This window comes from Rhizobium sp. NZLR1b, assembly GCF_019685155.1.
GTDB lineage: Bacteria > Pseudomonadota > Alphaproteobacteria > Rhizobiales > Rhizobiaceae > Rhizobium.
The window spans coordinates 68,229-91,400 of sequence record NZ_JABDWC010000026.1; the positions used below are offsets into that span (position 1 = coordinate 68,229).

The following is a 23,172-nucleotide window of genomic DNA, read 5'->3' on the forward strand; positions in this document are numbered from 1 at the left end:
GCAATTCCAGCTATTGTATGACCGGTGTGCTCGGACTGGTCGATCCCGTCGGGTCGGTGGACGACTGCCCTCCCCCATTTACGGTGAGGAATATCCTTGTGGTCGTCGAGGTCGAGGACGAGTTATCTCCGTCACCGGCGTTCGAGACCAGCGAACCGGCAGTCGTCGCGGCGCCGTCGAAGGGCGTGCCATCGTCCGATCCAGGACCTGTCTGCCCAATCGACCCCGTATTGCCGATGCCGGCTGCGGCAGACGCACTTCCACCCGGGCCGAGCGCTGCAGTTCCGCCTTCGGCGAGGACCTTCGCAAAGGCGGCGAGCAACGGCGCAAGGTTGGGATCGGCACTTGCCGCATCGGCAACAGCTTTTTCGATCGCCAGCTTGAACTGCGGGTCCGTCACTTGGCAGCTGTTTGCCGCCCGTCCGAGACCGGAGCCGATCGCCGCCATCTGTGCGGCATTGGCCTTCTTGGCCTGCTCGATCACCGGCGACAGAGCGTCGTTGCTGCTGCCGACCAGTGCGCGAACACGCGATGACAGAACCAACGGATCGGACATGTCCAGCAAAACCGCGGGATTAGCCGTGAAGCCAGTAACATCGACCGAAGTCAGATTTGCCGGCCCCAGGCAAGCAGCCGCAAAGGCGCTCGACGTCATGCCGGCAAACATCGCGACGACAATTCCGCTATACGCAAGCTTACGATAAACACCTGACCTTGCCATAACATAGTCCTTCATCAAATCCGCTATATAGGCCGCCGGCATTGATCACTCGCGATCGATGCCGGCTCGCCTATTTCAATCAATTTCCGAGATCCTCGACCGCGTTGCGGGTATCTTTCGCATCGTCGGCCACGCCGGAAACAGTGGACGATACCGAGTTTACGATGTCAAGGAACTTGACCAGTTCAACAGAGTCCGAATTGGAAATATAGATAATATCCTTGTCTTCCATCTTGAATTGCTGAACGGCAAACAAGGTTGCCGGATCGCGAAGATTCGCGCGGACGATCACCGGAACCGTCTCACCTGCAAATCTCGTCGTGTCCACGTGCATCGCCTGAACCGTCTTCTTTGGAACAAGGCGATAGAGCAGGACCTGAGCCGGATCGGCGCGGTCGTCACGCAGACCGCCCGCCTTGGCGATTGCCTCTCCAAGGGTCAGGTCGGACTCTTCGAAATCGAAGCGGCCGCTGGTGCCTGCGGCGCCGAGCATAAGATAGGTGCGGCGCTCATGGTCGATCGAGATCGTATCATCCGGCGCAACATAGATATTTTCCACCGGATTCTTCAGCAGCGTGCTGTAGGCGACGGTTGCAGTCTTGCCGCGGCGCTGCAGCGTCACATTCGTTTCGATATTGTTGGTCGTCAAACCGCCCGCTGCGGAAATAACGTCGAGAACGCGCTCACCGGCCGGGCTGATCTGGACGCGCTGGGGATTATTGACGTCGCCCAGCACAGCAACCTGGCTGGAGCGACTCGTCGTTGTCGTGATAACCACCTGCGGCTCGATCGCACGGCTCGCCAGACGATCCTCGACGTCCTGTTCCACCGTCTCTTTGAGGCGACCGGCAGCCGGAACCCGACCCGCATAGGGGATTGTGATCGTTCCGTTTCTATCGATGGTCTGCTCAGGCAGAGAGATGTAATTGCCGGGTCGGCTACCAGCATCGGACGGAATGAAGAGACCACCGGACTGAGCTTCGAAGATGGCGACCTGAACGACGTCACCGAAACCGAGTGGAATTTCAGGCGCTCCGCCTCGGCCGCCGCCAAACCCCTTGAACGAAGTCGGCTGAGGAGCGGTAAAATATGTCAGAACGTTCTTGCTGAGATCAATCAGAGCGTAGTCGATGCCGACACGACGCTCCTTCGTTGTCACTTTCACCGCCGCATCTCGATCAACGTCTTTGTGATCGGGACCGGATCTTGGCAACGAGGTGCAGCTTGCCAATATAGTCGTTAGCGCTACAACAATGGCGACGCGTGTACTACCGATACGAGAACAACCCATAGAATAACCTGTGTTGACGCCCCTGAAGCTACTGCCCCGCAATCTGACAAAATACAAGACAATCCCCGATCTATAATCACTGAAAGCCGATTAACATTCTCTAACTGTGGCAAGCTGGCAACGACCAGCACCTCAAGGAAGCGAAAACGGCCCAAGCCCGGCTCTTCTGGCGCCGACAATAATCTAAAGGCTAGACCCGCTATAAAATCTCTTGCGTTTCAGAGTCAACAGCGCGGTACCCGCGCAATTGGCATTTTCGAAAAACCTTCATAAAAAACATCCATTTAAAAGAACAAGCTCATATTGCCGCATCCGCCTGCCCATGGTTGCGCCCAAGGCTTATCGCCACAACCGCACTCAGGAAAGCGGAGAAAAATACGGCGAAACCCGGTATTTGCAGCGAGAAATCGACCGCCGCGTGAAGAGCGACCAAAACCGTCGCCGCCAGGCCGAGAAGAACATAATGCCTGAGGCGCCGCCTTTGAGCGAGCCCTTGCCAGAACACCCTGGCGAGGACAGAGAAGGCAAGGATCGCCGCAATCGGGAACAAGATCCCCAGCCCCAGAAATCCTTCGAGATAGAAATTGTGCGCTCGGTCAAAGATTCCGAAGATTCCGCAGGCCGGATCACGATAGGCAGAAAACACGGTCCGGAAAGTTCCGAGGCCGGTCCCGGTCAACCAATGATCCGAGATGGCGCGCCATATGCCCGGCAGGATGCAGAAACGATCATCATCCTCGAGCCGCCGCTCTTGTGCGCGCAAAATCGCCTGACCCGCAAACACCGTCAGCAGCACGACAACGAAAACGATTGCCGAGAGGAGCTTCAGCATGGAATGCCATCTTGGCGCCGGTCTCAAGTGACGCCTCGAGCCGTTCCAATTGATGACAAGCCACGGAAAATAGATGAGAGCGGCAACAAAGGTCGCAAATATCCCAGCGCGCGAGCGGGTTAACATCAGCGCGGTGAAACACGCGCACAAGAGCAGGACGTAGATCCACGATTTCAAGACAAGAGTGTTTCGGCCTGGCTCGCCGGGCGGGTGGTTTGAATAGGAACGGGCAATGTCTCTGACCAGGGTCAGCATCAGCAGCGTTCCAAGTCCAAGGAAGGTCGCGGCGGTGTTGCGGTTGACGAAGACCGCGGTGAGGCTGTCGAGGTAGGCGTGTTTCTCCACGACAATCAATATGTTGGGAAACAGCGAAAACTGCAGCAGGCCGAAAACAGCAATGCCGCCCGCAGAAAGCCCGAGGAGGGTCAACACTTTCCTCGCGCGCTGATCGGTATCGCATAACAGAAGCCCCGTCAGGAACGTAACGAACGGCAGCGCCACCGAGAGGATCGACGCCAGAGTGTCGGCCGGTTCGACCGAGATTGCCGCGTACTCGACACCTGCCAAGTCACGCGCAGCACTCCAGGCCGGATTTGCCAGCCAGTTGGAAGGCAGTTCGATGGTCTGGATGCACGTCCAGCCTGTCACCACGACGAGCATCAACAGAGCGCTGCTAAAAACCCATCTGCTTTGTCTTGGCTCTTCGACCAGCAGTGCCGAAATGGCACCGAGGGTAAACATGCCGATCGCGGCAAAGGCAAAGGGAAAGGGCGTGACGCTCCCGAACGGAATGAGCGTCAGTATAACGAGACCGATAAAGGCAAAGAGAAGAGCCTCTCGCAAGACCTGCCTGTTGATGAGGTTGGATAACATTCGATCTCTTCGCCAGCGAGCGGCAATGGCAGAATTACAACCAGAGAGGTTAATATACACGTACTAACATAGGTTGCATATCAAGGGCTTGCGTGTTAAAGTGTAACAGAATTTCACATCGTTTAAAATTGTCGCGAAAGACTTAAGCCAATCGAGACAAGCCCCGGCTATGCTCCGTCAAGCAGCAGGAACGGGACAGACGTTCTGCAGTCAATACTTGGCAGATCACTAAATCGCCATGCCATTGACTGAGACAAAAGGCAAGCCTGATCTCAATCGGTTGTCCTGAACGGGGATTTAACAGATGAAGAAAACATTCGTTACACTTCTGGCGCTGGCCTTTACAGCAGGGAATGCCTGTTCGGCATTTGCCGCCGGTCCCGCAGGTTTCGCCCGAGGTTTGAACGGCAATTCGGCGGTCAGCTATATCTCTGAAAAAGGCAAGATCATTCCGCCCTTCGCCCAGGTGTTGTTCTGTGCTCAGAACCCGGCCGAATGCCGAGACAACAATGGTCTTTCGGTCGTCGCGCTCACGGATGAGCAGATGCTGCAGTTGAAGAACGTGAACGGCACCGTCAATCGTACGATGATCGGCCGAAACGATTCCCGCACCGAATTGAACGGCGATGTCTGGAAGGTGAATGTCCGCAGCGGTGACTGCGAAGATTTCGCGCTCACCAAGCGCAGCCGGCTGATCGCGATGGGCTGGTCGTCGCGCGCTTTGCGAATCGCGACCGCATATACACCCTCCGGTGAAGGGCATGCCGTCCTGGTGGTCAGGACCGACAAGGGCGACCTCGTGCTCGACAACAGGCAAAGCAGCATCAAGAACTGGCGGGATACCGATCTGCGCTGGGACAAGATTCAATCGGGAACAGACCCCTATGTCTGGTACCGGCTGTGACAGCGGGCGCAGCAAAATAAACTGAACGCACCTTCTTAGAGATCGAAGTCGAGCCGCTCTGACGAACGGCTCGACTTGTCATATTGCCCACACAAACCTATGTTTTTTGCCATTGACGCGGCCGCCGACAGAAAGCTGCAGCGCCCAGGGTTCGATTTCCGGTGTGGGTATCAAGCGATCTTCGATATTGTCTTTTCGCCCAGATTAAGTATGACGGTCGCCATGCTGCGACGCAGCATGACGTTCTACTCTAATGATTTGAGGGAAATATGCGCATCACGATGATTGGATCAGGCTATGTCGGCCTCGTTTCAGGCGTTTGCTTTGCGGATTTCGGCCACGACGTCATCTGCGTCGACAAGGATCTGAGTAAGATCGAAGCCCTTCGCGACGGCCGCATTCCGATCTTCGAGCCGGGTCTCGAGCAATTGGTCGCCGAAAATACCAGCACTGGCCGCCTGTCGTTTTCGACGGATGTCGGCGAAAGCGTCCGCAGCGCCGATGTCGTGTTTATCGCGGTCGGTACACCATCGCGGCGCGGCGACGGCCACGCGGATCTTTCCTATGTCTACGCCGCTGCGCGCGAGATAGCTGCCTACGTGGAAGGCTTCACCGTTATCGTCACCAAGTCGACGGTGCCGGTCGGCACCGGCGACGAAGTCGAGCGCATCATGCGCGAAACCAACCCTGCGGCGGATGTCGCGGTCGTTTCCAATCCGGAGTTCCTGCGCGAAGGCGCGGCGATCGAAGATTTCAAGCGTCCCGACCGTATCGTCATCGGGCTGAATGACGATCGGGCGCGCGAAACCATGACCGAGGTCTATCGGCCGCTTTACCTCAACCAGGCACCCCTGGTCTTCACCACCCGCCGCACGTCGGAACTGATCAAATATGCGGCCAATGCATTCCTCGCGATGAAGATTACCTTCATCAACGAGATCGCTGATCTGTGCGAGCGGGTCGATGCAAACGTCCAGGACGTTTCGCGCGGCATCGGTCTCGATGGCCGTATCGGCGCCAAGTTCCTGCATGCCGGGCCGGGTTACGGCGGTTCGTGCTTCCCCAAGGATACGCTTGCCCTTGCCAAGACGGCGCAGGATTTCGACGCGCCGGTCCGTCTCATCGAGACGACGATTTCGATCAACGACAACCGCAAACGGGCGATGGGACGCAAGGTCATTTCGGCTGTCGGCGGTGATATTCGCGGCAAGAAGATTGCCATCTTAGGCCTGACCTTCAAGCCGAACACCGACGACATGCGCGACAGCCCGGCGATTGCCGTCATCCAGACCTTGCAGGACGCCGGCGCCCAGGTGGTCGGCTACGATCCTGAGGGCATGGAGAATGCCCGCAAGGTGATCGAGAACATCGAATATGCGAGCGGTCCCTATGAAGCGGCCGCTGGTGCGGATGCGCTCGTCATCGTCACCGAATGGAACCAGTTCCGCGCACTCGATTTCAATCGCCTGAAGCAGTCGATGCGCGCCCCAGTCTTGGTCGACCTGCGCAATATCTACCGCAGCGACGAGGTGCGCAAACACGGCTTTACCTATACGGGCATCGGCACCAATCTCTATCAGGAATCGACAACCGCCTGACAGGCTCTGATGAACCGGTAATTGTCCTGACGCCGCGGAGCAAAATCCCGCGGCGTTTGGTTTTTGGAGTACCGCGCCGAAACCCTGAACGGTCGGGTCACGCCTGCAGATCTAATTGAGGATCCCGACCCGCGTCCCTTTTATCGTCAGCACGGTCAGCCGGCCCGTCGCCGAAACTGCGGTGTCGATACCGATTCGCTGCGGGCCGAATGTCGGGATTCGCGCCGGGGTATGCCCATGGATCACGAGGACGGGAAGCTGCGGTCCTTCATCCAGGAAGGGCTGACGGATCCACATCAGATCGCTGTCCTTCTGCCTCTTGAGGTCGACGCCCGGTTTGATGCCGGCATGGACGAAGACCACCCTTCCCATCCGCAGCATGATCGGCAGCGATTCCAGGAATTCGATATGCCTCTCGGGGATCATGTGGCGAATGACGCGGGCAATCATTTCGCTTCCGGCCGCCGACTGCAGCAGATGCTCGATATCGATACCGTATGAATGCAACGTCTCCGTCCCGGCAAAACCCAGCCATTCAAGAATGCGCGCCGGTTTGCGATAAAGCTTCACCAGCTCCGCGTCGTGATTGCCGCACAGCGCGAAACGCTGAAATCCCGGCGGCGGGGTCTTGCTCAGGAACTCCAGCACCGCACTCGAATCAGGCCCGCGGTCGACATAATCGCCGAGCAAGACGATAAGTTTCGGCCCCGGAATGCGCGCGGCGTCCTCCTCGATGCGGCGATGCGCCTCGACAAGCTCGTTATAACATCCGTGAACATCGCTCATCGCGTAGACCGCAGCGAAGTCGCCTTCGGCAAACGTCAGCCGAGCGCGTCCTTTGCGGTTAGCGGCCAGTATCGGTATCTGTCGTCGCCACGGCCCGAGATAGTTAAACATGTAACCCATTTATCCGATCCGATAGCACACGAGGCTGTCGGATAAGCTCCATTCCTTACCCATCCCTGCACGGGATGAAGCTCAGTGTTCAAAAAGAAGTAGGCCTGATCACCGCCTCTTGGAAAGAGTAACCGGAACCGGTTGCGATATTACGATATAATCCGTCGCTATTTGCTGCGCCGGCTGAGCCGAGCTGGCGCCTCCATCACTGCCGGACCGTCTCCTCCGCACGGGACACCGCACCTTCGCGTCGAATCAATCCTTACATCGCCACCTTTGCAGATCGGCTTTCCGAGGCACTCGTTCCGCCGCTCACGCGACGCGCCTGCTAGAAACGCCAGTTGTAGTCGGTCATTTTAGAAGGCGTCACGGCTATTATTGCGACAGCATTTTGGTATGCGATGGTTAATTCAGCGTTAAATCAAATTACTGGTTCCGTAAGCGGCTGTGTCAATCACCGGCGCTCCAAGCGAGAGAACTTGTGGCAATCGGATTTCCACAGGCAATGCCTCCTGAAAAGCTGCAAAAATCAACTATAACGAGAGCCAACATAAAAAAATGAACGCTTAAGATTATCATGCTTGACGCTGCCGCGGCGCCGCATGATGATGGCGCATTGCAGCGTGAATGACATCCTTCACCAAATCTCAGATCAAAAACTGCGGGGTGCGAAGTGGAAACTGCGGTTGATTCGAAACTTATCGAGGCGATCACCTACGACGAAGACAGCCGGCATCTACGGGTCTATCTGACAAACGGTCAGAGGCGAGAATATGAAGGCGTCCCCAAGGGCGTCGTCGTCGGCTTGACGATGGCGGAATCCCCGGGAAATTTTTATATGACGGCAATCAGAGGCAAATATCCTCCCCGTCCCTAAGGATCTATCATTCCAGCCGAGATGCGGGACCGGCATTTACCGGCCCCGCAAATCAGCACCACCGAGTGGCGGCACATTCCATCAATAGCCACTGAAGAAATCGCGAACTGCATTGATCTCGAGCGGCGCAATCTCATGGCCGCCGGGATGCCATACCGTCCTGACATCAGCCCCGCGATCTTTCAGATGCTCCGACAGCGCCTCGGTCACGGGGACAGGAGCGATCGGATCCCGCTGGCCGGCCGTCACCAGCACCTTTCTCCCCGCAAGCGTTGCCTGGGCTTCAGGCTGAAACGGAATGAGCGGGTGCATCAGAACCACGGCATCGAAGATACCCTTCTCGATCAGCATATTGGCAAGAATGTTTGCGCCGTTCGAAAAACCCAGGCCGAGAATCTGGGAAGCCTGGTGCTCCTCAGCCAATGAACTAACATAGGTGGCCATCTTCTCCGTCGCCCGTGAAAGGTCGGCCATGTCGTAGACCCCCTCCCCGGTGCGCCGGAAGAACCGCGCCGCGCCATGTTCGGAAACGTCGCCGCGCGGCGAGAGAACCGTCGCTTGGGGCAACAGGCGCCGGCCGAGGTCGAAGAACTGGTTCTCGTCGCCACCGGTGCCGTGCAGCACCAGCAGAATGGGTTTATCAGGTGCACCGGCATGCAGCCGGTGCACATATCCAGCTTCGGTCATATCACCTCTCCTTACGCTTCGAGCGGCTGCAGGTGTTGCTCGAGCAGCGCGCGAAGATGAGCGTGCTGCGGCGGCAGCTTTAGAGCTTCGCCGAGGTGGGCCGTATCCTCATCGCGGTCAAAGCCCGGCTCATTGGTCGCGACCTCGAACAGCACGCCGCCCGGCGTGCGGAAATAGATCGCCCAGAAATAATCGCGGTCGATCACCGGGGTCACCTGATAGCCGGTGTCCATCAGCGCCTTGCGCACTTCGAGCTGCTTCTCGCGATTTTCGACGGCGAAGGCGACGTGGTGGACGGAACCGGCGCCGGGAAGCGCGCGGGCGATGTTCGGCATGGTCTCGAGATCGATGAGATGCGCGCCGTTGCCATCAGGCTTGATCAGCCGCTTGACACCGTCCCGTTCCTCGACGACCTCGTAGCCCATGAACTTCAGGAGTTCGGCAGTGGCGCCCTCATCCCGCAGGCGCATGGCGACGGAATGGAAGCCGCGAATGGCGTGGTCTTCGCTGATGCCGGCATGTGTCCAGGCTTGACGGGTATCGTCCCTGACCTCGACGAGCGCAAAACCGTCACCGTCGGGGCCGGAAAAATTCAGGCGCTTCTCGCCGAAGCTTTCCTCGGCCTTCAGCCCGCCGATGTTCAACGTGCTGAAACGATCGCTCCAGAAGCCAAGAGAGCCTTGCGGAACGGAAAACACTGTCGTGCCGACCTCCCCTGTGCCCGGACGGCCCTGCGCCATCTTCGGGAATGGGAAATAGGTCATGACAGTGCCCGGCGCACCTGTCTCATCACCATAATAGAGATGATAGACGTCAGGCGCGTCGAAGTTCACTGTCTTCTTGACGCGGCGCAAGCCAAGCGCATTGGTGAAGAACTGGTTGTTGGTATGGGCGTCCTCCGCCATCGCCGTGACGTGGTGCAGACCCCTGATCTGATCGAGCATGTGAGACCCCTTTCTTGCCCGCAGCTCGCGGGCTTTCGATGAGGCTAAGATGCGCGCTCAGGCTCCCTGCGAACAGACCCGTAGAGCAAAACGCATTGTCTTCTTTTAGTGAACGAAGACTACCGCGCGTTCACAGTTCGGTGTCGTGGGGATCGACCGGCAATTGCCAGTCGATCGGCTCGCGTCCCCGCGATTGCAGGAAGCCATTCGCCTTCGAAAAATGCCCGCAGCCGAAAAACCCGCTATGAGCCGAAAGCGGCGAGGGATGCGGCGCCCTGAGCACGAGATGCCGCGTCGTATCCACGAAGGCGGCCTTGCGCTGGGCATAGGAGCCCCAGAGCATGAAGACGACGGATTCGCATTCGTCGTTGATCTTGCGGATGACGGCGTCGGTGAAGCGCTCCCACCCCTTGCCCTGATGGGCCGCCGCCTGCCCTTCCTCGACGGTCAACACGCTGTTCAGCAGCAGCACGCCCTGTCTTGCCCAATGTTCGAGGAAGCCGTGACGCGCCGGCGCTATGCCGAGATCCGTCTTCATCTCCTTGTAGATATTGACGAGGGAAGGCGGGATGCGCACGCCCGGCCGCACGCTGAAGCACAGCCCGTGGGCTTGCCCCTGCCCATGATAGGGGTCTTGGCCGAGAATGACGACCTTGACGTTGGAGATCGGCGTCAGGTCGAGGGCGCGGAAATATTCGCTGCCGCGGGGGAAAATCCGTTTACCGACCTGCTTTTGCGTCACAAGAAAGGATTTGAGTTGCTGCATATAGGGGCTCGAGAACTCCGCCGCCAAGGCGGCCTTCCAGCTCTCTTCGAGACTGACTGACGAATCGCTCATCCAGCAAACCCTTCGCATACGACGAAACAACGGACACACGGTTCTAACAAAATCGATCTACGCTGCAATGCCTGTCCGCTCGGCAATGGGTCTACGCCTTTGGGATAGGCGAGAGAAGATTGCGAGAGGCTGTGCGAGGCACGGTCGTCCGTGTTTAACTATATGACGTCTTCGGTATTTACGCCGGCAGGTGGCCTGAGTAGAACCTTGATCATAAACCGGGGACATGTCTTCAAATGAAATTCGGCACGAGCGGCCTTCGCGGACTTTCAGTGGATCTCAAGGGACGCGCCTCTGCGCTTTATGCGACGGCGTTCGGCAAATATCTGCTGCAGACCGGCAAGGCGCAGGTCGGCGATGCCATTCTGATCGGCCGCGATTTTCGCGATTCGAGCCCCGATATTTCGGGAAATTGTGCCGGCGCACTCGCCGCTCTCGGCTTCCGGGTATTCGACTGCGGCAATGTACCGACACCCGCCCTTGCCCTCTATGGTCTCAAGAGCAATGCTGCATGTCTGATGGTCACCGGTTCGCATATTCCGGCGGACCGCAACGGCATTAAGTTCTATCGCCCGGACGGCGAGATCGACAAGTCGGACGAGGCTGATATCACCGCATTGGCGGCCGAGATCGAACGAACAGGCGAGGCCGTTGCAGAGGCACCGGCCATAAACGAAGATCATGAGGCGATCTGCCGGCAGCTCTTTTTCCAACGCAATGCCGCGCTGCTGCCGCAAGGCGCGCTATCCGGTCTGAAGATCGGCGTCTACCAGCACAGCACCGTCGCCCGCGACCTTCTGGTTGACGTTCTCGCCCATTACGGCGCCGAGATCACCGCTCTCGGGCGTTCGGAGAGTTTCATTCCCGTCGACACCGAAGCCGTTTCCGAGGAGACGGTCACACTGATGAAGCACTGGGTGTCCGAGCATAAATGCGATGCGATCGTCTCGACCGATGGCGACGGTGACCGCCCGCTGGTCACCGACGAAACCGGCACGCCGTTGCGCGGCGACCTTCTCGGCCTTGTCGCAGCCAATTTTCTTGGCGCCAGCACGGTGGTGACACCGGTAACCTCCAATTCCGGCATTGAGGCGGCGGGTTCTTTCGCCGTCAGGCGCACCCGCGTCGGCTCGCCCTTCGTCATCGCAGGCATGGAAGAGGCCGTGGCGGCCGGCGGGGATCATGTCATGGGCTTTGAAGCCAATGGCGGGCTGCTGACTGCAACCCCTTTCGATATCAACGGCCAAAATGTGCGCGCCTTGCCGACGCGCGACTGTTTTATCCCGATGCTCGCGATCCTGTCGCTCGCCGCCGTTCGCCGGCAGCCGCTCTCGGCCATTGCCGCCTCCTATCACCTGCCCTTTGCCGCCGCCGATCGCCTGGAGAATTTTCCGGTGCAGACGAGCGCGGCGCTGATGGAGCATCTGCGCGCCTCCAATGAAAACCTTGCTGCCTTCCTGCAGCCGGTCGGCGAGGTGGCGACGAAATCCGACATCGACGGACTTCGCGTGACGCTGAAAGACGGCAGGATCATGCATTTCCGCCCCTCCGGCAATGCGCCGGAAATGCGCTGCTACGTCGAAGCCGGGAGCGAAACTGCAGCCCTGGATCTGCTGAAGACAGGGCTCACCCAAATAACGAACTGGGCAGACGCCCGCTAAACATGCCACGAACAAGATTTTTTCAAGGAACCCGCCTATGACGCAGAAAATCGTTCCCGTGATCATGGCCGGCGGCAAAGGCACGCGGCTCTGGCCGCTTTCCCGTGCCACCGCCCCGAAACAGTTCATCCAGTTCGTCGGCAACAAGACGCTGTTTCAGGAGACGCTCGAACGCGTTTCCAACCCGGAGCTCTATGAGGCTCCGATCGTCGTCACCAACGAGGAATTTCGCTTTCTGGTCGCCGAGCAGGCCCGTGCGCTGGCCGTCCCGCTCGCCGCGGTGCTGCTTGAACCAGTCGCCCGCAACACCGCCGCAGCGGTGGCCGCCGCCGCAACACTTGCCGCTGAGCTTTTCGGCAAGGGCACCATCATCCAGATGCTCGCCTCGGATCACGAAATCCTCGCCGACAACAGCTATTTCGATTGCATCCGCATCGCCCGCGATGCCGCAGCCGACGGCAAGCTCGTAACCTTCGGCATCAGCCCTACCGAGCCGGCGACCGGTTACGGCTATATCGAAATCGGCGATGCGCTCGAAAACGGCGCCCACAAGGTCAGCCGTTTTGTGGAAAAACCGACACTGGAAAAGGCCGAGCAGATGCTCGCCGACGGCGGCTTCTACTGGAACTCCGGCATCTTCATGTTCCCGGTTGCGGAACTTATTGCCGAACTGCAGGAATATGCCCCCGATGTGCTGAAGGCGGCAAGCAAGGCCGTTTCCAAGGCAAGCCGCGACCTCGACTTTACCCGTCTTGAGGCCGACCATTTTGCCAAGAGCCCCGATATCTCCATCGACTACGCGATCATGGAAAAAACCTCCAAGGCCGTGGTCGTCCCCTCGCCGTTCAAATGGTCGGACATGGGAAGCTGGGATGCTGTCTGGAAATCCGGCGTCCGCGACGACAACGGCAATGTCGCCGCCGCAAACACCACCGTCGTCAATACCCGCAACTCACTGGTCATGACCCATGGCGTGCATCTTGCCGTCCAGGGCATGGAGGATGTCGCCGTCATTGCCAGCGAGGACGCCGTCTATGTCGGACCACTCAAAGACAGCCAGAATGTCGGGCAATTGGTCAAGATGCTGGCCTCCTCTTCCGCGACGGCGAAATTCACCGAAACCCACCCGACCTCCTACCGGCCGTGGGGCGGCTACACCTCCATCTTCAATGGCGATCGCTTTCAGGTGAAGCGCATCTTTGTCACGCCGGGCAAGAAACTTTCGCTGCAAAAACACCATCATCGCTCCGAACACTGGGTCGTCGTCAAGGGAACCGCCGAGGTGACGGTCGGAGAGACCGTGCGGATGCTGCGCGAGAACGAGAGCGTCTATATTCCGCTTGGCGAAGTCCATCGCCTCGCCAACCCCGGCAAGATCCTTCTCGAACTGATCGAGGTGCAGACGGGCTCCTATCTCGGCGAGGACGACATTATCCGCATCGTCGACGAGTTCGGAAGAACGTAGCGTCGCAGCCAAACCGGTGGCGGCGTCCAAACAATTGGCCGCTTTTCCGGCACGACCGCCATCGCTGTTGAATTCGCTATCGGAATTCTCGTAGAATGGGCATACCGAAGACATGACTGGAGATATCTCCCTGATGCGCATCTTGCCCGCCCTCGCCGGATTTCTTTCAATCATGGTACCGGGAATGGCGTTTGCCGAAACCGCAAAGATGCGAACCGCAAGCGAGGCTGAAATTCGCGAACACCTGCCGGGCACGTCGGAACTGAAAGAAAGCAGCAACGGTTACGAATATCGCAAGGGCAACGCCAATGGCTATAAAATAACAAATGGCCAAGTCTGCGTCCGGTTTCCCAACAAGTCGACCGACTGCGTCAGCGTGAAGACCGACGGAGAGAAATTTCAGATGATCGACAAGAAAGGCGGCAGAACGAAATTTTGACTTTGCCCGGCAGGCTTATCTTGCCGGTGAGGTTTCGCCGCTTTTGTCGAGGACGAATTCGGCGATCAGGCCTGAATGGTTCGAGCCAAGACTGTCATCAAGACGTTTCAGCGATGTCAGATGAAGCGGCGCGCGCGCAAATATGTGATCGATGGCGATCCCGAGCAAGCCGGCGCCGACCGGCCATGTTTCCGGTTCCGGCACGATTGTTTTCAGCTTCTGGTCGCGCAGGAAACCCTGGATGCTCGGGGCGATCACCGAGGAGTTGAAATCACCCGACAGCACCAGAGGACCGTCGATCAATCCAAGCGTTTTGGCGAGATCTTCCAATTCAGCCATCTGGAAATCGTCGAAATAGGGTTTGGTGAGGTGCGCCGAAACCAGATTGATGGTTTCGCCGCCGAAGTCGACGCTCGATATAACCAGCCTGTTTTTCCGGAGACTGCCCATGCTTGCGACCTGTCGGCTGACGAACGGGCGTTTGGACAGCACCAGCGTATCGCACGTATCCTTCCCGCTTTCGCAACCGATGTGATAGGGATAGGCCTTGAACAATTGCTGCAGATGGAACGTCAGCGGCTTGGCTTCGAGCAAATTGACGACATCGGCATTCGAAGCGATCACCATATCGGTGATTGCAGTCGAGTTTTTCCAGTTGTCGATCGCGATATTGAACGACATCAGCCGAAAAAGTGGCGGCCTGTCCGTGCCTCCGTCGTCCTCAGAAAACTCGCGCAGCGTGATGACGCCGTGAAAGATGAGAAGAAGCGAGGCAAACAGAAGGACGAAGCCGTAGATCCGTCTCCTGACAGCCAGAATGATAAGGCTGGCGGCAACAAAGAGGACGCCGAAATGAACCTGAAAGCTGTAGAGGAAGGACAGCAGCCAGAAGTTCGTGACAAAGCGTAGAGACACGATCGCGATCGCAACGGTCAGAAACGCACAGAGAATCCAATAAATTATCTCTCTCATCGATCCTGACCTGCTTGCAGCCGACCGGCCGGCCATAACACGCAGGCCAACATGTTGCAATGCAGCATAACAGCCGATGGCCGCGGCTGACCTCAGATGATATCGACGACCTCTCCGTCATTCGGCGGGGCAGCCGGCGAATACGCCGACGACCGCAGCGAGGGCGGCCGCCGCCTTCTCTTTCAAAGAACTATCGACTCGGCCTCTTCTTATCCTGTAAGGGGTCACGTGATAGGGAATCGGCTTTTTGCCGTCGGCAGTGAGCCGAGAGAAGGTGGGAATGCGCTACTTCATTACCGGGACCGCCGGCTTTATCGGTTTTCATCTGGCCAGGCGTCTGCTGCAGGAAGGGCATGAAGTCACAGGCTTCGACGGCCTTACTCCCTATTACAATGTCAAGCTCAAGGAGATGCGTCATGCGGCACTCTCCCAATATCCGACCTTCACACCCGTCATATCAATGCTCGAGGATCGGCCAGCTCTGGAAGCGGCTGTTCTGGCGGCCAAGCCCGACATCCTGATCCACCTCGCCGCACAGGCCGGCGTGCGCTATAGCCTTGAGAATCCTGAGGCCTATCTTCGTTCGAACGTCGAAGGCTCGTGGAACATCATGGAAATCGCGCGGCGCGTCGAAATTCGTCACCTGATGCTGGCCTCGACATCATCGATCTATGGCGCCAATGCGACCGTCCCCTTTCATGAGACCGATCGCGCCGACGAACCGCTGACCATTTATGCCGCGACGAAGAAATCGATGGAGTTGATGGCGCATAGTTATGCGCATCTGCACAAGATTCCGACCACGGCCTTTCGCTTCTTCACCGTTTATGGCCCGTGGGGTCGGCCCGACATGGCGCTGTTCAAATTCACCAAGAACATGCTCGAAGACCAGCCGATCGAGATCTATGGCGAAGGCAACATGAGCCGTGATTTCACCTATATCGACGATCTCATTGAAGCGATCGCCAGGCTGTCGGCAATCGCCCCTGGCGAGGAAAACCGTCTCGACAACGTGGCTGTCGAAACGCTTTCGCGCCAGGCGCCCTTTCGGGTCGTCAATATTGGCGGCGGCCAGCCGGTCAGCCTGATGGATTTCGTCGAAACGGTCGAGAAAGCGCTCGGCCGTCCTGCCATGCGCAAGATGCTGGCGATGCAGAAGGGTGACGTGCCGCGCACCTTCGCAGCCCCCGATCTGCTCGTCGCGCTGACAGGTTACAAGCCGGATACGACGTTGGAAGTCGGCGTCAAGGCCTTCGTCGAGTGGTATCTCGACGTCCGCGGCGAACTCGACGCCTAACCTATTTGCCGGACTGTTTCCGGTCGGTCCAGAATGTCAGCGGAGAAACGTCACCGCGTGCACGGCATTGACCGCCTTCGAGAACACATAGTCGACGACCACGGTCAGGCTCTGCGAATAGGCCTTGAGCTGGTAGTTCTCACCCTCGACTTCAGCCGGGCTGCGCAGGACGAAAGGAACCGCCGGGCGCACGAAACCGGCCCGTGTCGTCAAAGGAATTTCGGGCGAATGGCCGATGGCGGAGGTGTACATCAGGTCGCGGGCAAGGCTGGCGGGACCGATGGCGAGCGCCGGCCCGGCAGCGCCGGTGATGGTCAGAGTCAAAGCCATGGCGGCGAGAATTTTGTGCATGTCGAAGTCCCCGTTTGCGGATCGGCGGGCTTCGCTTCGCCCGTCTCCAAACGATCGACGCGTCTGTCCACGCTTCGGTCGCTTTCATGAGACCACTCTACACATCAGTATTTGCAGGGCTTTTAAGCAGGTCAGTCAAATTTTACGAAATTTGATTTTCTTTGGAAGGCCTCAGCACTCACCAGGAAAATAGGTTCGCCGACCCGCAGGGCTGGGAAAGCGACGTCGGTGCAATATACCAATGATTTGAACGCTGATCGCAATCTAAAGAACGCGATCCAGCCTCTTGTTGATATGCAGGTTCGGCATCAACCCCGCACTTTGCGCAGCATGATAGGATTCACGCGCCGCATCGAACGAGATCGACCACATGATGGCGCTCAAGAGGAGCGCAATAATATAAATTTGGATACGCATCTCATCGGCGATACTGAAAGAGCAAGGCAGATTTGTGTCAGAAAATGATCGTAGAAATAGTAAAAAACGCCGGCCTTTTTTGTCCCGCAATGAGTGGCGCCAGACACATTAGTGTCGCGAAAATTAGCGATAGCGCATCGCTACCTGTTAGCAGCCAACCCCCAGGCTTGGTTTCTCTTTCCCACCCTGAGAACCCTGAGAGGTCCGTTCGCCACGGGCCTCTTTGCCTTTTCCTGCCGATGTTTCCCGCGGGTAACTGAATCACCTGATGCGCAGAGCTGACATCAATCTCGGCTAAACGCCTGTTCATGCCAGCGATAGATCTCGGGTCGAATTCCTTCTTCAGGAATATATCAATCGATTGACTTATTATCCGTTCGGAGTTATAAAACCATCATGAACCAGGAACGCGACGCCCGAACCCCGCCAGCATCCGCCCGCGCCGAGATCGCGCGTCAGAAGATGCTTTCCGCCGCCCTCGACGTCTTTGGCCGCTACGGCTTCGACGGCGCCTCGACACGTCAGCTGACCGAGGCCGCCGGCGTCAACCTGCAGGCGATCCCCTATTATTTCGGCAGCAAGGAAGGTCTTTACATCGCCACGGCCGAGTATCTGATGGCCCGCATCGATACGCATGTCGGTGACATGAGGGCGCGCATCGGCACATATCTCATGACGCTCGATGCCGCTGGCGAACCGCTCGGAGAAACCGAGGCTCGTCGCTTCCTGACAGACATTCTCCAGACCATGGTGACGCTTTTCGTCGGCAAGGAATCCGAATCCTGGGCGCGCTTCCTGATCCGCGAGCAGATGGAGCCGACCGAAGCCTTCGCAAGGGTTTATCAGGGCATCATGCGGCCGATGATCGAGATGGGCCGGCGGCTGATCGGCGTCATCCTGCGTGAAGATCCCGCCTCGGAACATGTGCGCCTGCGCACCTTCACCCTTCTCGGCAGCATCCTCGTCTTTCGCGTCACCCATGCCGCCGTGCTTGCCCAGATGGAATGGGACGCCGTCGGCCCGGAACAGGTGGAAATCTTGCGCGGCCTCGCCGCTGAACTGGTCGATGTGCTCGGCCCGTCCAAGGCAGGTGCAGCATGAAACGCATCCTCGCCCTCCTTCTCCTCGTTGCGGCGGGTGCCGCCGCCTGGTGGTACGGCCTGCCCGAAAAGCTCGGCTGGCTGCCCGAGGCCCACCGCGAATTTGTCCTTTACGGCAATGTCGATATCCGCCAGGTCTCGCTCGGCTTCCGTGTCAGCGGCCGCCTTTCTGAACTTCACGTCGACGAGGGCGATGTCGTCAAGAGCGGAACGGTTCTGGCCGAACTCGATGCCGCACCCTATGAATTCGCTGTCCGCTCCGGCGAAGCCAACGCCGCAGCTCTTCGGGCAACGCTCGACAAGCTGAAGGCCGGCCCGCGCCCGACAGAGATCGCCCAGGCGCGCGCCGCCTATGATGAAAGCCTGGCGGATCTCGAAAATGCCAACCTCGCCTATGACCGCGCCCGCCAGCTTCGCCCGCAGGGCACGATTTCCGAGGCGAGCCTTGACCAGGCGACCGCCGCAAGGGCCATGGCCGCCGCCCGCTCCGATTCCGCCAGCGAGGCGCTGAAGCTGCTGCAGGAAGGCTCGCGCGTCGAGGATATCGCCGCCGCCGACGCGCAGGTGAAGGCTGCCGAGGCGAGCCTTGCCTCGGCCCGCACCTCGCTTGCAGATACCGAGCTTCGCGCCCCGAACGACGGCGTCATCCTCTCACGTGTGCGGGAAAATGGTGCGATCGTCTCGCCGGCGGATACCGTCTTCGTATTGTCCCTGACCGAGCCCGTCTGGGTGCGCAGCTATGTCGCCGAACCCGATCTCGGCCGCCTCCACCCCGGCATGAAGGTTTCCGTCGCCTCCGATACGGCGCCCGACAAACCCTATGAAGGCACGATCGGCTTTATCTCGCCGGTCGCCGAATTCACCCCGAAATCGGTGGAGACGCCGGAACTCAGGACCGATCTCGTCTATCGCCTGAGGATCGTCATCGACCAGCCCGGCCCGGATCTGCGCCAGGGCATGCCGGTCACCGTGCGGCTTCCGCCGCCTGCGGCGGGTGGACAATGACCGCCGAACCCGGCCGGGACGACAAGCCGCTCGTCCGGATCGACGGCGTCACTAAGCGCTTCGGCGATGCGCCCCCTGCTCTCGACGCCGTCTCCGGCGCGATCGGCGGCGGTGCGATCACCGGCCTCGTCGGTCCCGACGGCGCCGGCAAGACGACACTGATCCGGCTGATGACCGGCCTGATGCTGCCCGATACCGGAACGGTGGAAGTTCTCGGCTTCGACACGAGCAAGAATGCCGCCGGCATCCAGGCGGCCATCGGCTACATGCCCCAGCGTTTCGGCCTCTATGAGGACCTGTCGGTGCAGGAAAACCTCGATCTCTATGCCGATCTGCGCGGCCTGCCGAAGAGCGAACGCGCCGGTGCCTTCGACGAGCTGCTGACCTTCACCGATCTCAAGCGCTTCACCGGCAGGCTTGCCGGCAAACTCTCCGGCGGCATGAAGCAGAAGCTCGGCCTTGCCTGCGCACTTCTCAAAAAACCGCGCCTGCTGTTGCTCGACGAGCCGGGCGTCGGCGTCGACCCGATCTCGCGTCGCGACCTCTGGAAGATGGTCGAGAACCTGACCAAGGAAGGCATCGGCGTGCTCTGGTCGACCGCCTATCTGGATGAGGCTGAGGCCTGCGACCACGTGCTGCTGTTGAACCAGGGAAAGCTGCTGTTTTCGGGAAAACCGGCTGAGATGACCGGCCGCGTCAGCGATCGGGTCTTCCGCGTCTCGGGCATATCGGGGCGCCGCCGGCAAGTGCTTGCCGGGCTTCTGCAGGCAGATGGCGTCATCGACGGCGTGATCCAGGGCGAGGCGATCCGCCTCGTCGCCGCCAAGGATAAGAAACCGGATATCGGATCGGCCGGCGATGGCGCAACGCTCGCCCCTGCCCCGCCCCGCTTCGAGGATGCCTTCGTCGACATGCTTGGCGGCGGTCCCGGCGGCCGCTCCAGGTTGGCGGAAGCGCAGGAGCCGCTGAAGGCTGAAGGCGACCGGCCGGTGATCGAGGCCAGGGGCCTGACCAAGCGTTTCGGCGATTTCACCGCTGCCGACGATATCAGCTTCGATATCCGCCGCGGTGAGATCTTCGGCCTGCTCGGCCCGAACGGCGCCGGCAAGTCCACCACCTTCAAGATGCTCTGCGGCCTGCTGAAGCCGAGCGGCGGCGAAGGCCGGGTCGCCGGTTTCGATCTTCGCCGCGATGCTGCCGAAGCCCGTAACCAGCTTGGTTACATGGCGCAGAAATTCTCGCTCTACGGTGATCTCACCGTCATCCAGAACCTCGAATTCTTCGCGGGCGTCTATGGCCTTCGCGGCCAGCACAAGCGCGAGCGCATCGAACTGATGGTCGGCATCTTCGATTTCGGCCGCCACGCCTGCGAGCCCGCCAAGGACCTGCCGCTCGGGCTGAAGCAGCGCCTGGCGCTTGCCTGCGCCGTCATGCACGAGCCGCGCGCCCTTTTCCTCGACGAGCCGACCTCCGGCGTCGATCCGATCACCCGGCGCGAATTCTGGACGCATATCAACGCGCTTGTGGAAAAAGGCGTCACCGTGCTCGTCACTACTCACTTCATGGACGAGGCGGAATATTGCGACCGCATCTCGCTGATCTATCGCGGCCGCTCGATCGCACTCGGCTCGCCCGATGAGTTGAAGGCCCGCGTCGCAACCAAAGATCTGCCCGACCCGACGATGGAGGACGCCTTCATCGCCTTGGTGCAGCAATCGGAAGCGGAGGATGCCGCATGAGCGCCTCCCCCCGCGAACCCGAACTTGGCCGGCTGCGGCGTCTTTCAGCCCTGGTGCGCAAGGAAAGCTACCAGGCGATCCGCGATCCGAGCAGCATTCTCATTGCCTTCGTGCTGCCGCTGATCCTGCTCTTACTCTTCGGCTACGGCGTTTCGCTCGATACCACCCGCACCCGCATCGGCCTCGTGACCGAGGAGATGACGCCGCTGACACAGGATCTGTCGGCAAGTTTCCAGGCCTCGCGTTATTTCGAAGTCGCCGTCGGCCGCGACCGGCGCCTGTTCGAGGAAGATCTCGTGCTCGGCAAGGTGCGTGGCATCGTCGTCATCCCAGCCGATTTCACCACGGACTATATCGCCGGCAACCGTCCGGATATTCAGGTGATCGTCGATGGCTCTGATCCGAACACGGCCAATTTCGTGCAGAATTATGCCCAGGGCGCCGTCGCCAATTGGGAACGGCAGAGGCAGGCGGATGTCGCCACTTCCAATCCGGCCATCTCGGTCGAACAGCGCTTCTGGTTCAATCCGGAACTGACCAGCCGCAATTTCCTCGTGCCCGGTTCGATCGCCATCGTCATGACCCTGGTCGGCACGCTTCTGACCTCGCTCGTCGTCGCCCGCGAATGGGAGCGAGGCACCATGGAGGCGATGATGGCGACGCCGGTAACGGCGGTTGAATTGCTCATCGGCAAAATCCTGCCCTATTTCGTGCTCGGCCTCACCTCGATGACGCTCTGCGTGCTGTTTGCGGTCTTTCTCTTCGGCGTGCCGTTCCGCGGATCGGTCGCAGCGCTTTACGCCTTGTCGGCCGCTTTCCTGATCCCGGCGCTTGGCCAGGGTCTGTTGATCTCGACGGCAACGAAGAACCAGTTCCTCGCCTCGCAGCTGGCGCTGATCTCCGCCTTCCTGCCGGCCTTCCTGCTGTCGGGCTTCCTGTTCGAGATCAATTCCATGCCTGCCGTCATCCAATGGATCACCTTCATCGTGCCGGCGCGCTACCTGATCCCCAGCCTGCAGACGGTGTTCCTAGCCGGCGACATCTGGCCGATGTTCCTGCAGGCGATCGGCGTGATGCTGACGATCGGCGCCGTCATGTTCGTGCTTGCGGCGCGCAGTACCCGAAAGAGGATCGGCTGATGTGGACAAGGCTCTACGCCCTCATCGTCAAGGAACTGCTTGCCGTCCTGCGCGACCCCAAGGGCCGCGCCATCCTGATCGGCCCGCCGATCGTCCAGCTTCTCGTCTTTTCCTATGCCGCGACGCTCGAAGTGCGCAATGTGGACGTCATGATCCTCAACCGCGACAGCGGCCATTGGGGCCAGGAACTGATCGAACGCATCGATGGCTCGCCAACCTTCCGCCGGATCGAGATGGCGGGAAGCCAGGCGGATATCAGGGTGGCGATCGACAACCAGACGGCGATCGCGGCGATCGAGATCGGCCCGGATTTTTCGCGCAATATCGAGGCGGGAACACCGGCCGACCTGCAGATGGTGCTCGACGGCCGCCGCTCCAACGCCTCGCAGATCGTCGCCGGCTATCTCCAGCAGATCGGCGCGACACTTGCCGCCGAGACGCCAGCCGGCAGACGCGCCGGCACAGGTATCGTCTCGACAGTGCCGCGCAATTGGTTCAACCCGAATCTCACCTACCAATGGTTCATGGTGCCGAACCTGATCGCCAGCATCGCGCTCCTGATCGGCCTGATCGTCACGGCTTTGTCGATCGCCCGCGAGCGCGAGCTCGGCACCTTCGATCAGTTGATGGTCTCGCCGCTGCGCATGCACGAAATCCTGATCGGCAAGCTGATCCCGCCGATGATGATCGGCCTCTTCCACATCACCGTCTATATCCTGGCCGCAGTCTTTCTTTTCGACGTGCCGCTGCGCGGCTCGCTCTTCCTGCTTTACGGCAGCGCGATCTTCTACCTCGGTTCGGTCGCCGGTCTCGGCCTCTTCATCTCGGCGCTGTCGATGACCCAGCAGCAGGCGATCCTTGGCGCCTTCCTGTTCATGGTCCCGGCCATGCTGCTCTCCGGCTTCGCGACGCCGATCGAGAACATGCCGGCATGGCTGCAGCCGGTGACCTTGATCAATCCGCTGCGCTATTTCCTGGTGATCGTCAAAGGTGTTTTCCTGAAGGATATTCCGCTGAGCGAGGTGGTGAACCAGACGATCCCGCTGGCGCTGATCGCCGCCGTCACGCTCAGCGCCGCCGCATGGCTCTTCCGCCGGCGGCTGGAATAATGCATCGCGACAAACG

22 protein-coding genes are annotated in these 23,172 nt (G+C 59.4%); 13 read left to right on the top strand and 9 right to left on the bottom strand.

Features of this window, described 5'->3' with window-relative positions; all coding sequences use genetic code 11:
• Positions 1 to 10 precede the first annotated feature (10 nt).
• The 3 genes from HJB84_RS27805 to HJB84_RS27815 all read right to left on the bottom strand — a co-directional run bounded on the left by HJB84_RS27805 (position 11) and on the right by HJB84_RS27815 (position 3,717).
• Positions 11 to 721 carry a sugar transporter gene (locus HJB84_RS27805; RefSeq protein ID WP_221117523.1) on the bottom strand — a complete coding sequence of 237 codons (711 nt, stop codon included), beginning with the start codon at positions 719 to 721 and terminating at the stop codon, positions 11 to 13.
• Between the two features lie 79 nt (positions 722 to 800).
• Positions 801 to 2,012, bottom strand: a complete 1,212-nt coding sequence (locus tag HJB84_RS27810; RefSeq protein ID WP_164014128.1) for a polysaccharide biosynthesis/export family protein — start codon at positions 2,010 to 2,012, stop codon at positions 801 to 803.
• A 298-nt stretch (positions 2,013 to 2,310) separates the two neighbouring features.
• A complete protein-coding gene (locus tag HJB84_RS27815; protein ID WP_221117538.1) occupies positions 2,311 to 3,717 on the bottom strand; it encodes an O-antigen ligase in 1,407 nt (468 codons plus the stop codon).
• A gap of 304 nt (positions 3,718 to 4,021) precedes the next feature.
• On the opposite strand from HJB84_RS27815, the gene HJB84_RS27820 reads away from it, so the two are divergent.
• Positions 4,022 to 4,621, top strand: a complete 600-nt coding sequence (locus HJB84_RS27820; RefSeq protein ID WP_207581462.1) for a transglutaminase-like cysteine peptidase — start codon at positions 4,022 to 4,024, stop codon at positions 4,619 to 4,621.
• Between the two features lie 269 nt (positions 4,622 to 4,890).
• Positions 4,891 to 6,219, top strand: a complete 1,329-nt coding sequence (locus tag HJB84_RS27825; RefSeq protein ID WP_207581463.1) for a UDP-glucose/GDP-mannose dehydrogenase family protein — start codon at positions 4,891 to 4,893, stop codon at positions 6,217 to 6,219.
• 111 nt (positions 6,220 to 6,330) lie between these two features.
• On the opposite strand, the gene HJB84_RS27830 is transcribed toward HJB84_RS27825, so the two are convergent.
• Positions 6,331 to 7,125, bottom strand: a complete 795-nt coding sequence (locus HJB84_RS27830) for a metallophosphoesterase (protein ID WP_207581464.1) — start codon at positions 7,123 to 7,125, stop codon at positions 6,331 to 6,333.
• A 664-nt stretch (positions 7,126 to 7,789) separates the two neighbouring features.
• Here HJB84_RS27830 and HJB84_RS27835 point away from each other — a divergent pair.
• Positions 7,790 to 7,993, top strand: a complete 204-nt coding sequence (locus HJB84_RS27835) for a KTSC domain-containing protein (RefSeq protein WP_007630795.1) — start codon at positions 7,790 to 7,792, stop codon at positions 7,991 to 7,993.
• Between the two features lie 81 nt (positions 7,994 to 8,074).
• Here HJB84_RS27835 and HJB84_RS27840 read toward each other — a convergent pair whose 3' ends face one another.
• The 3 genes from HJB84_RS27840 to ung form a co-directional block, all read right to left on the bottom strand.
• Positions 8,075 to 8,680: an alpha/beta hydrolase gene (locus HJB84_RS27840; RefSeq protein ID WP_207581465.1), complete on the bottom strand. Its 606-nt coding sequence runs from the start codon at positions 8,678 to 8,680 to the stop codon at positions 8,075 to 8,077.
• A gap of 11 nt (positions 8,681 to 8,691) precedes the next feature.
• On the bottom strand, positions 8,692 to 9,624 hold the full coding sequence (locus tag HJB84_RS27845) for a VOC family protein (RefSeq protein ID WP_207581466.1): 933 nt from the start codon (positions 9,622 to 9,624) through the stop codon (positions 8,692 to 8,694).
• Between the two features lie 130 nt (positions 9,625 to 9,754).
• Complete coding sequence (gene ung / locus HJB84_RS27850) at positions 9,755 to 10,462, bottom strand: uracil-DNA glycosylase (RefSeq protein ID WP_221117524.1); 708 nt, start codon at positions 10,460 to 10,462, stop codon at positions 9,755 to 9,757.
• Positions 10,463 to 10,698: 236 nt separating this feature from the next.
• On the opposite strand from ung, the gene HJB84_RS27855 reads away from it, so the two are divergent.
• The 3 genes from HJB84_RS27855 (at position 10,699) to HJB84_RS27865 (ending at position 14,027) form a co-directional block, all read left to right on the top strand.
• Positions 10,699 to 12,123, top strand: coding sequence for a phosphomannomutase (locus tag HJB84_RS27855; protein ID WP_207581468.1), 1,425 nt, complete (start codon positions 10,699 to 10,701; stop codon positions 12,121 to 12,123).
• Positions 12,124 to 12,160: 37 nt separating this feature from the next.
• The gene (locus HJB84_RS27860; protein WP_207581469.1) at positions 12,161 to 13,588 is read left to right on the top strand and encodes a mannose-1-phosphate guanylyltransferase/mannose-6-phosphate isomerase; all 1,428 of its coding nucleotides are present in this window, start codon (positions 12,161 to 12,163) and stop codon (positions 13,586 to 13,588) included.
• A gap of 133 nt (positions 13,589 to 13,721) precedes the next feature.
• Positions 13,722 to 14,027, top strand: a complete 306-nt coding sequence (locus HJB84_RS27865; protein ID WP_164014133.1) for a hypothetical protein — start codon at positions 13,722 to 13,724, stop codon at positions 14,025 to 14,027.
• A 15-nt stretch (positions 14,028 to 14,042) separates the two neighbouring features.
• On the opposite strand, the gene HJB84_RS27870 is transcribed toward HJB84_RS27865, so the two are convergent.
• Positions 14,043 to 14,999 carry an endonuclease/exonuclease/phosphatase family protein gene (locus tag HJB84_RS27870; protein ID WP_207581470.1) on the bottom strand — a complete coding sequence of 319 codons (957 nt, stop codon included), beginning with the start codon at positions 14,997 to 14,999 and terminating at the stop codon, positions 14,043 to 14,045.
• Positions 15,000 to 15,279: 280 nt separating this feature from the next.
• Between HJB84_RS27870 and HJB84_RS27875 the strand changes: the two genes are divergently transcribed.
• A complete protein-coding gene (locus HJB84_RS27875; protein WP_221117525.1) occupies positions 15,280 to 16,296 on the top strand; it encodes an NAD-dependent epimerase/dehydratase family protein in 1,017 nt (338 codons plus the stop codon).
• 36 nt (positions 16,297 to 16,332) lie between these two features.
• Here the strand turns inward: HJB84_RS27875 and HJB84_RS27880 are convergent, their stop codons facing one another.
• The gene (locus HJB84_RS27880) at positions 16,333 to 16,647 is read right to left on the bottom strand and encodes a hypothetical protein (RefSeq protein WP_207581472.1); all 315 of its coding nucleotides are present in this window, start codon (positions 16,645 to 16,647) and stop codon (positions 16,333 to 16,335) included.
• Positions 16,648 to 16,875: 228 nt separating this feature from the next.
• On the opposite strand from HJB84_RS27880, the gene HJB84_RS27885 reads away from it, so the two are divergent.
• The 6 genes from HJB84_RS27885 (at position 16,876) to HJB84_RS27910 (ending at position 23,156) form a co-directional block, all read left to right on the top strand.
• Entirely contained in the window at positions 16,876 to 17,112 is a 237-nt protein-coding gene (locus HJB84_RS27885; RefSeq protein WP_207581473.1) for a hypothetical protein, read from the top strand.
• 348 nt (positions 17,113 to 17,460) lie between these two features.
• On the top strand, positions 17,461 to 18,165 hold the full coding sequence (locus tag HJB84_RS27890) for a CerR family C-terminal domain-containing protein (RefSeq protein ID WP_207581474.1): 705 nt from the start codon (positions 17,461 to 17,463) through the stop codon (positions 18,163 to 18,165).
• Positions 18,162 to 19,169, top strand: a complete 1,008-nt coding sequence (gene hlyD / locus HJB84_RS27895; RefSeq protein ID WP_221117526.1) for a secretion protein HlyD — start codon at positions 18,162 to 18,164, stop codon at positions 19,167 to 19,169. The genes HJB84_RS27890 and hlyD overlap by 4 nt, the downstream gene beginning before the upstream one ends.
• Complete coding sequence (locus HJB84_RS27900; RefSeq protein WP_207581476.1) at positions 19,166 to 20,908, top strand: ATP-binding cassette domain-containing protein; 1,743 nt, start codon at positions 19,166 to 19,168, stop codon at positions 20,906 to 20,908. The genes hlyD and HJB84_RS27900 overlap by 4 nt, the downstream gene beginning before the upstream one ends.
• Positions 20,905 to 22,047, top strand: coding sequence for an ABC transporter permease (locus HJB84_RS27905; RefSeq protein ID WP_207581477.1), 1,143 nt, complete (start codon positions 20,905 to 20,907; stop codon positions 22,045 to 22,047). The genes HJB84_RS27900 and HJB84_RS27905 overlap by 4 nt, the downstream gene beginning before the upstream one ends.
• Positions 22,047 to 23,156: an ABC transporter permease gene (locus HJB84_RS27910; RefSeq protein ID WP_221117527.1), complete on the top strand. Its 1,110-nt coding sequence runs from the start codon at positions 22,047 to 22,049 to the stop codon at positions 23,154 to 23,156. The genes HJB84_RS27905 and HJB84_RS27910 overlap by 1 nt, the downstream gene beginning before the upstream one ends.
• Positions 23,157 to 23,172: the final 16 nt, after the last annotated feature.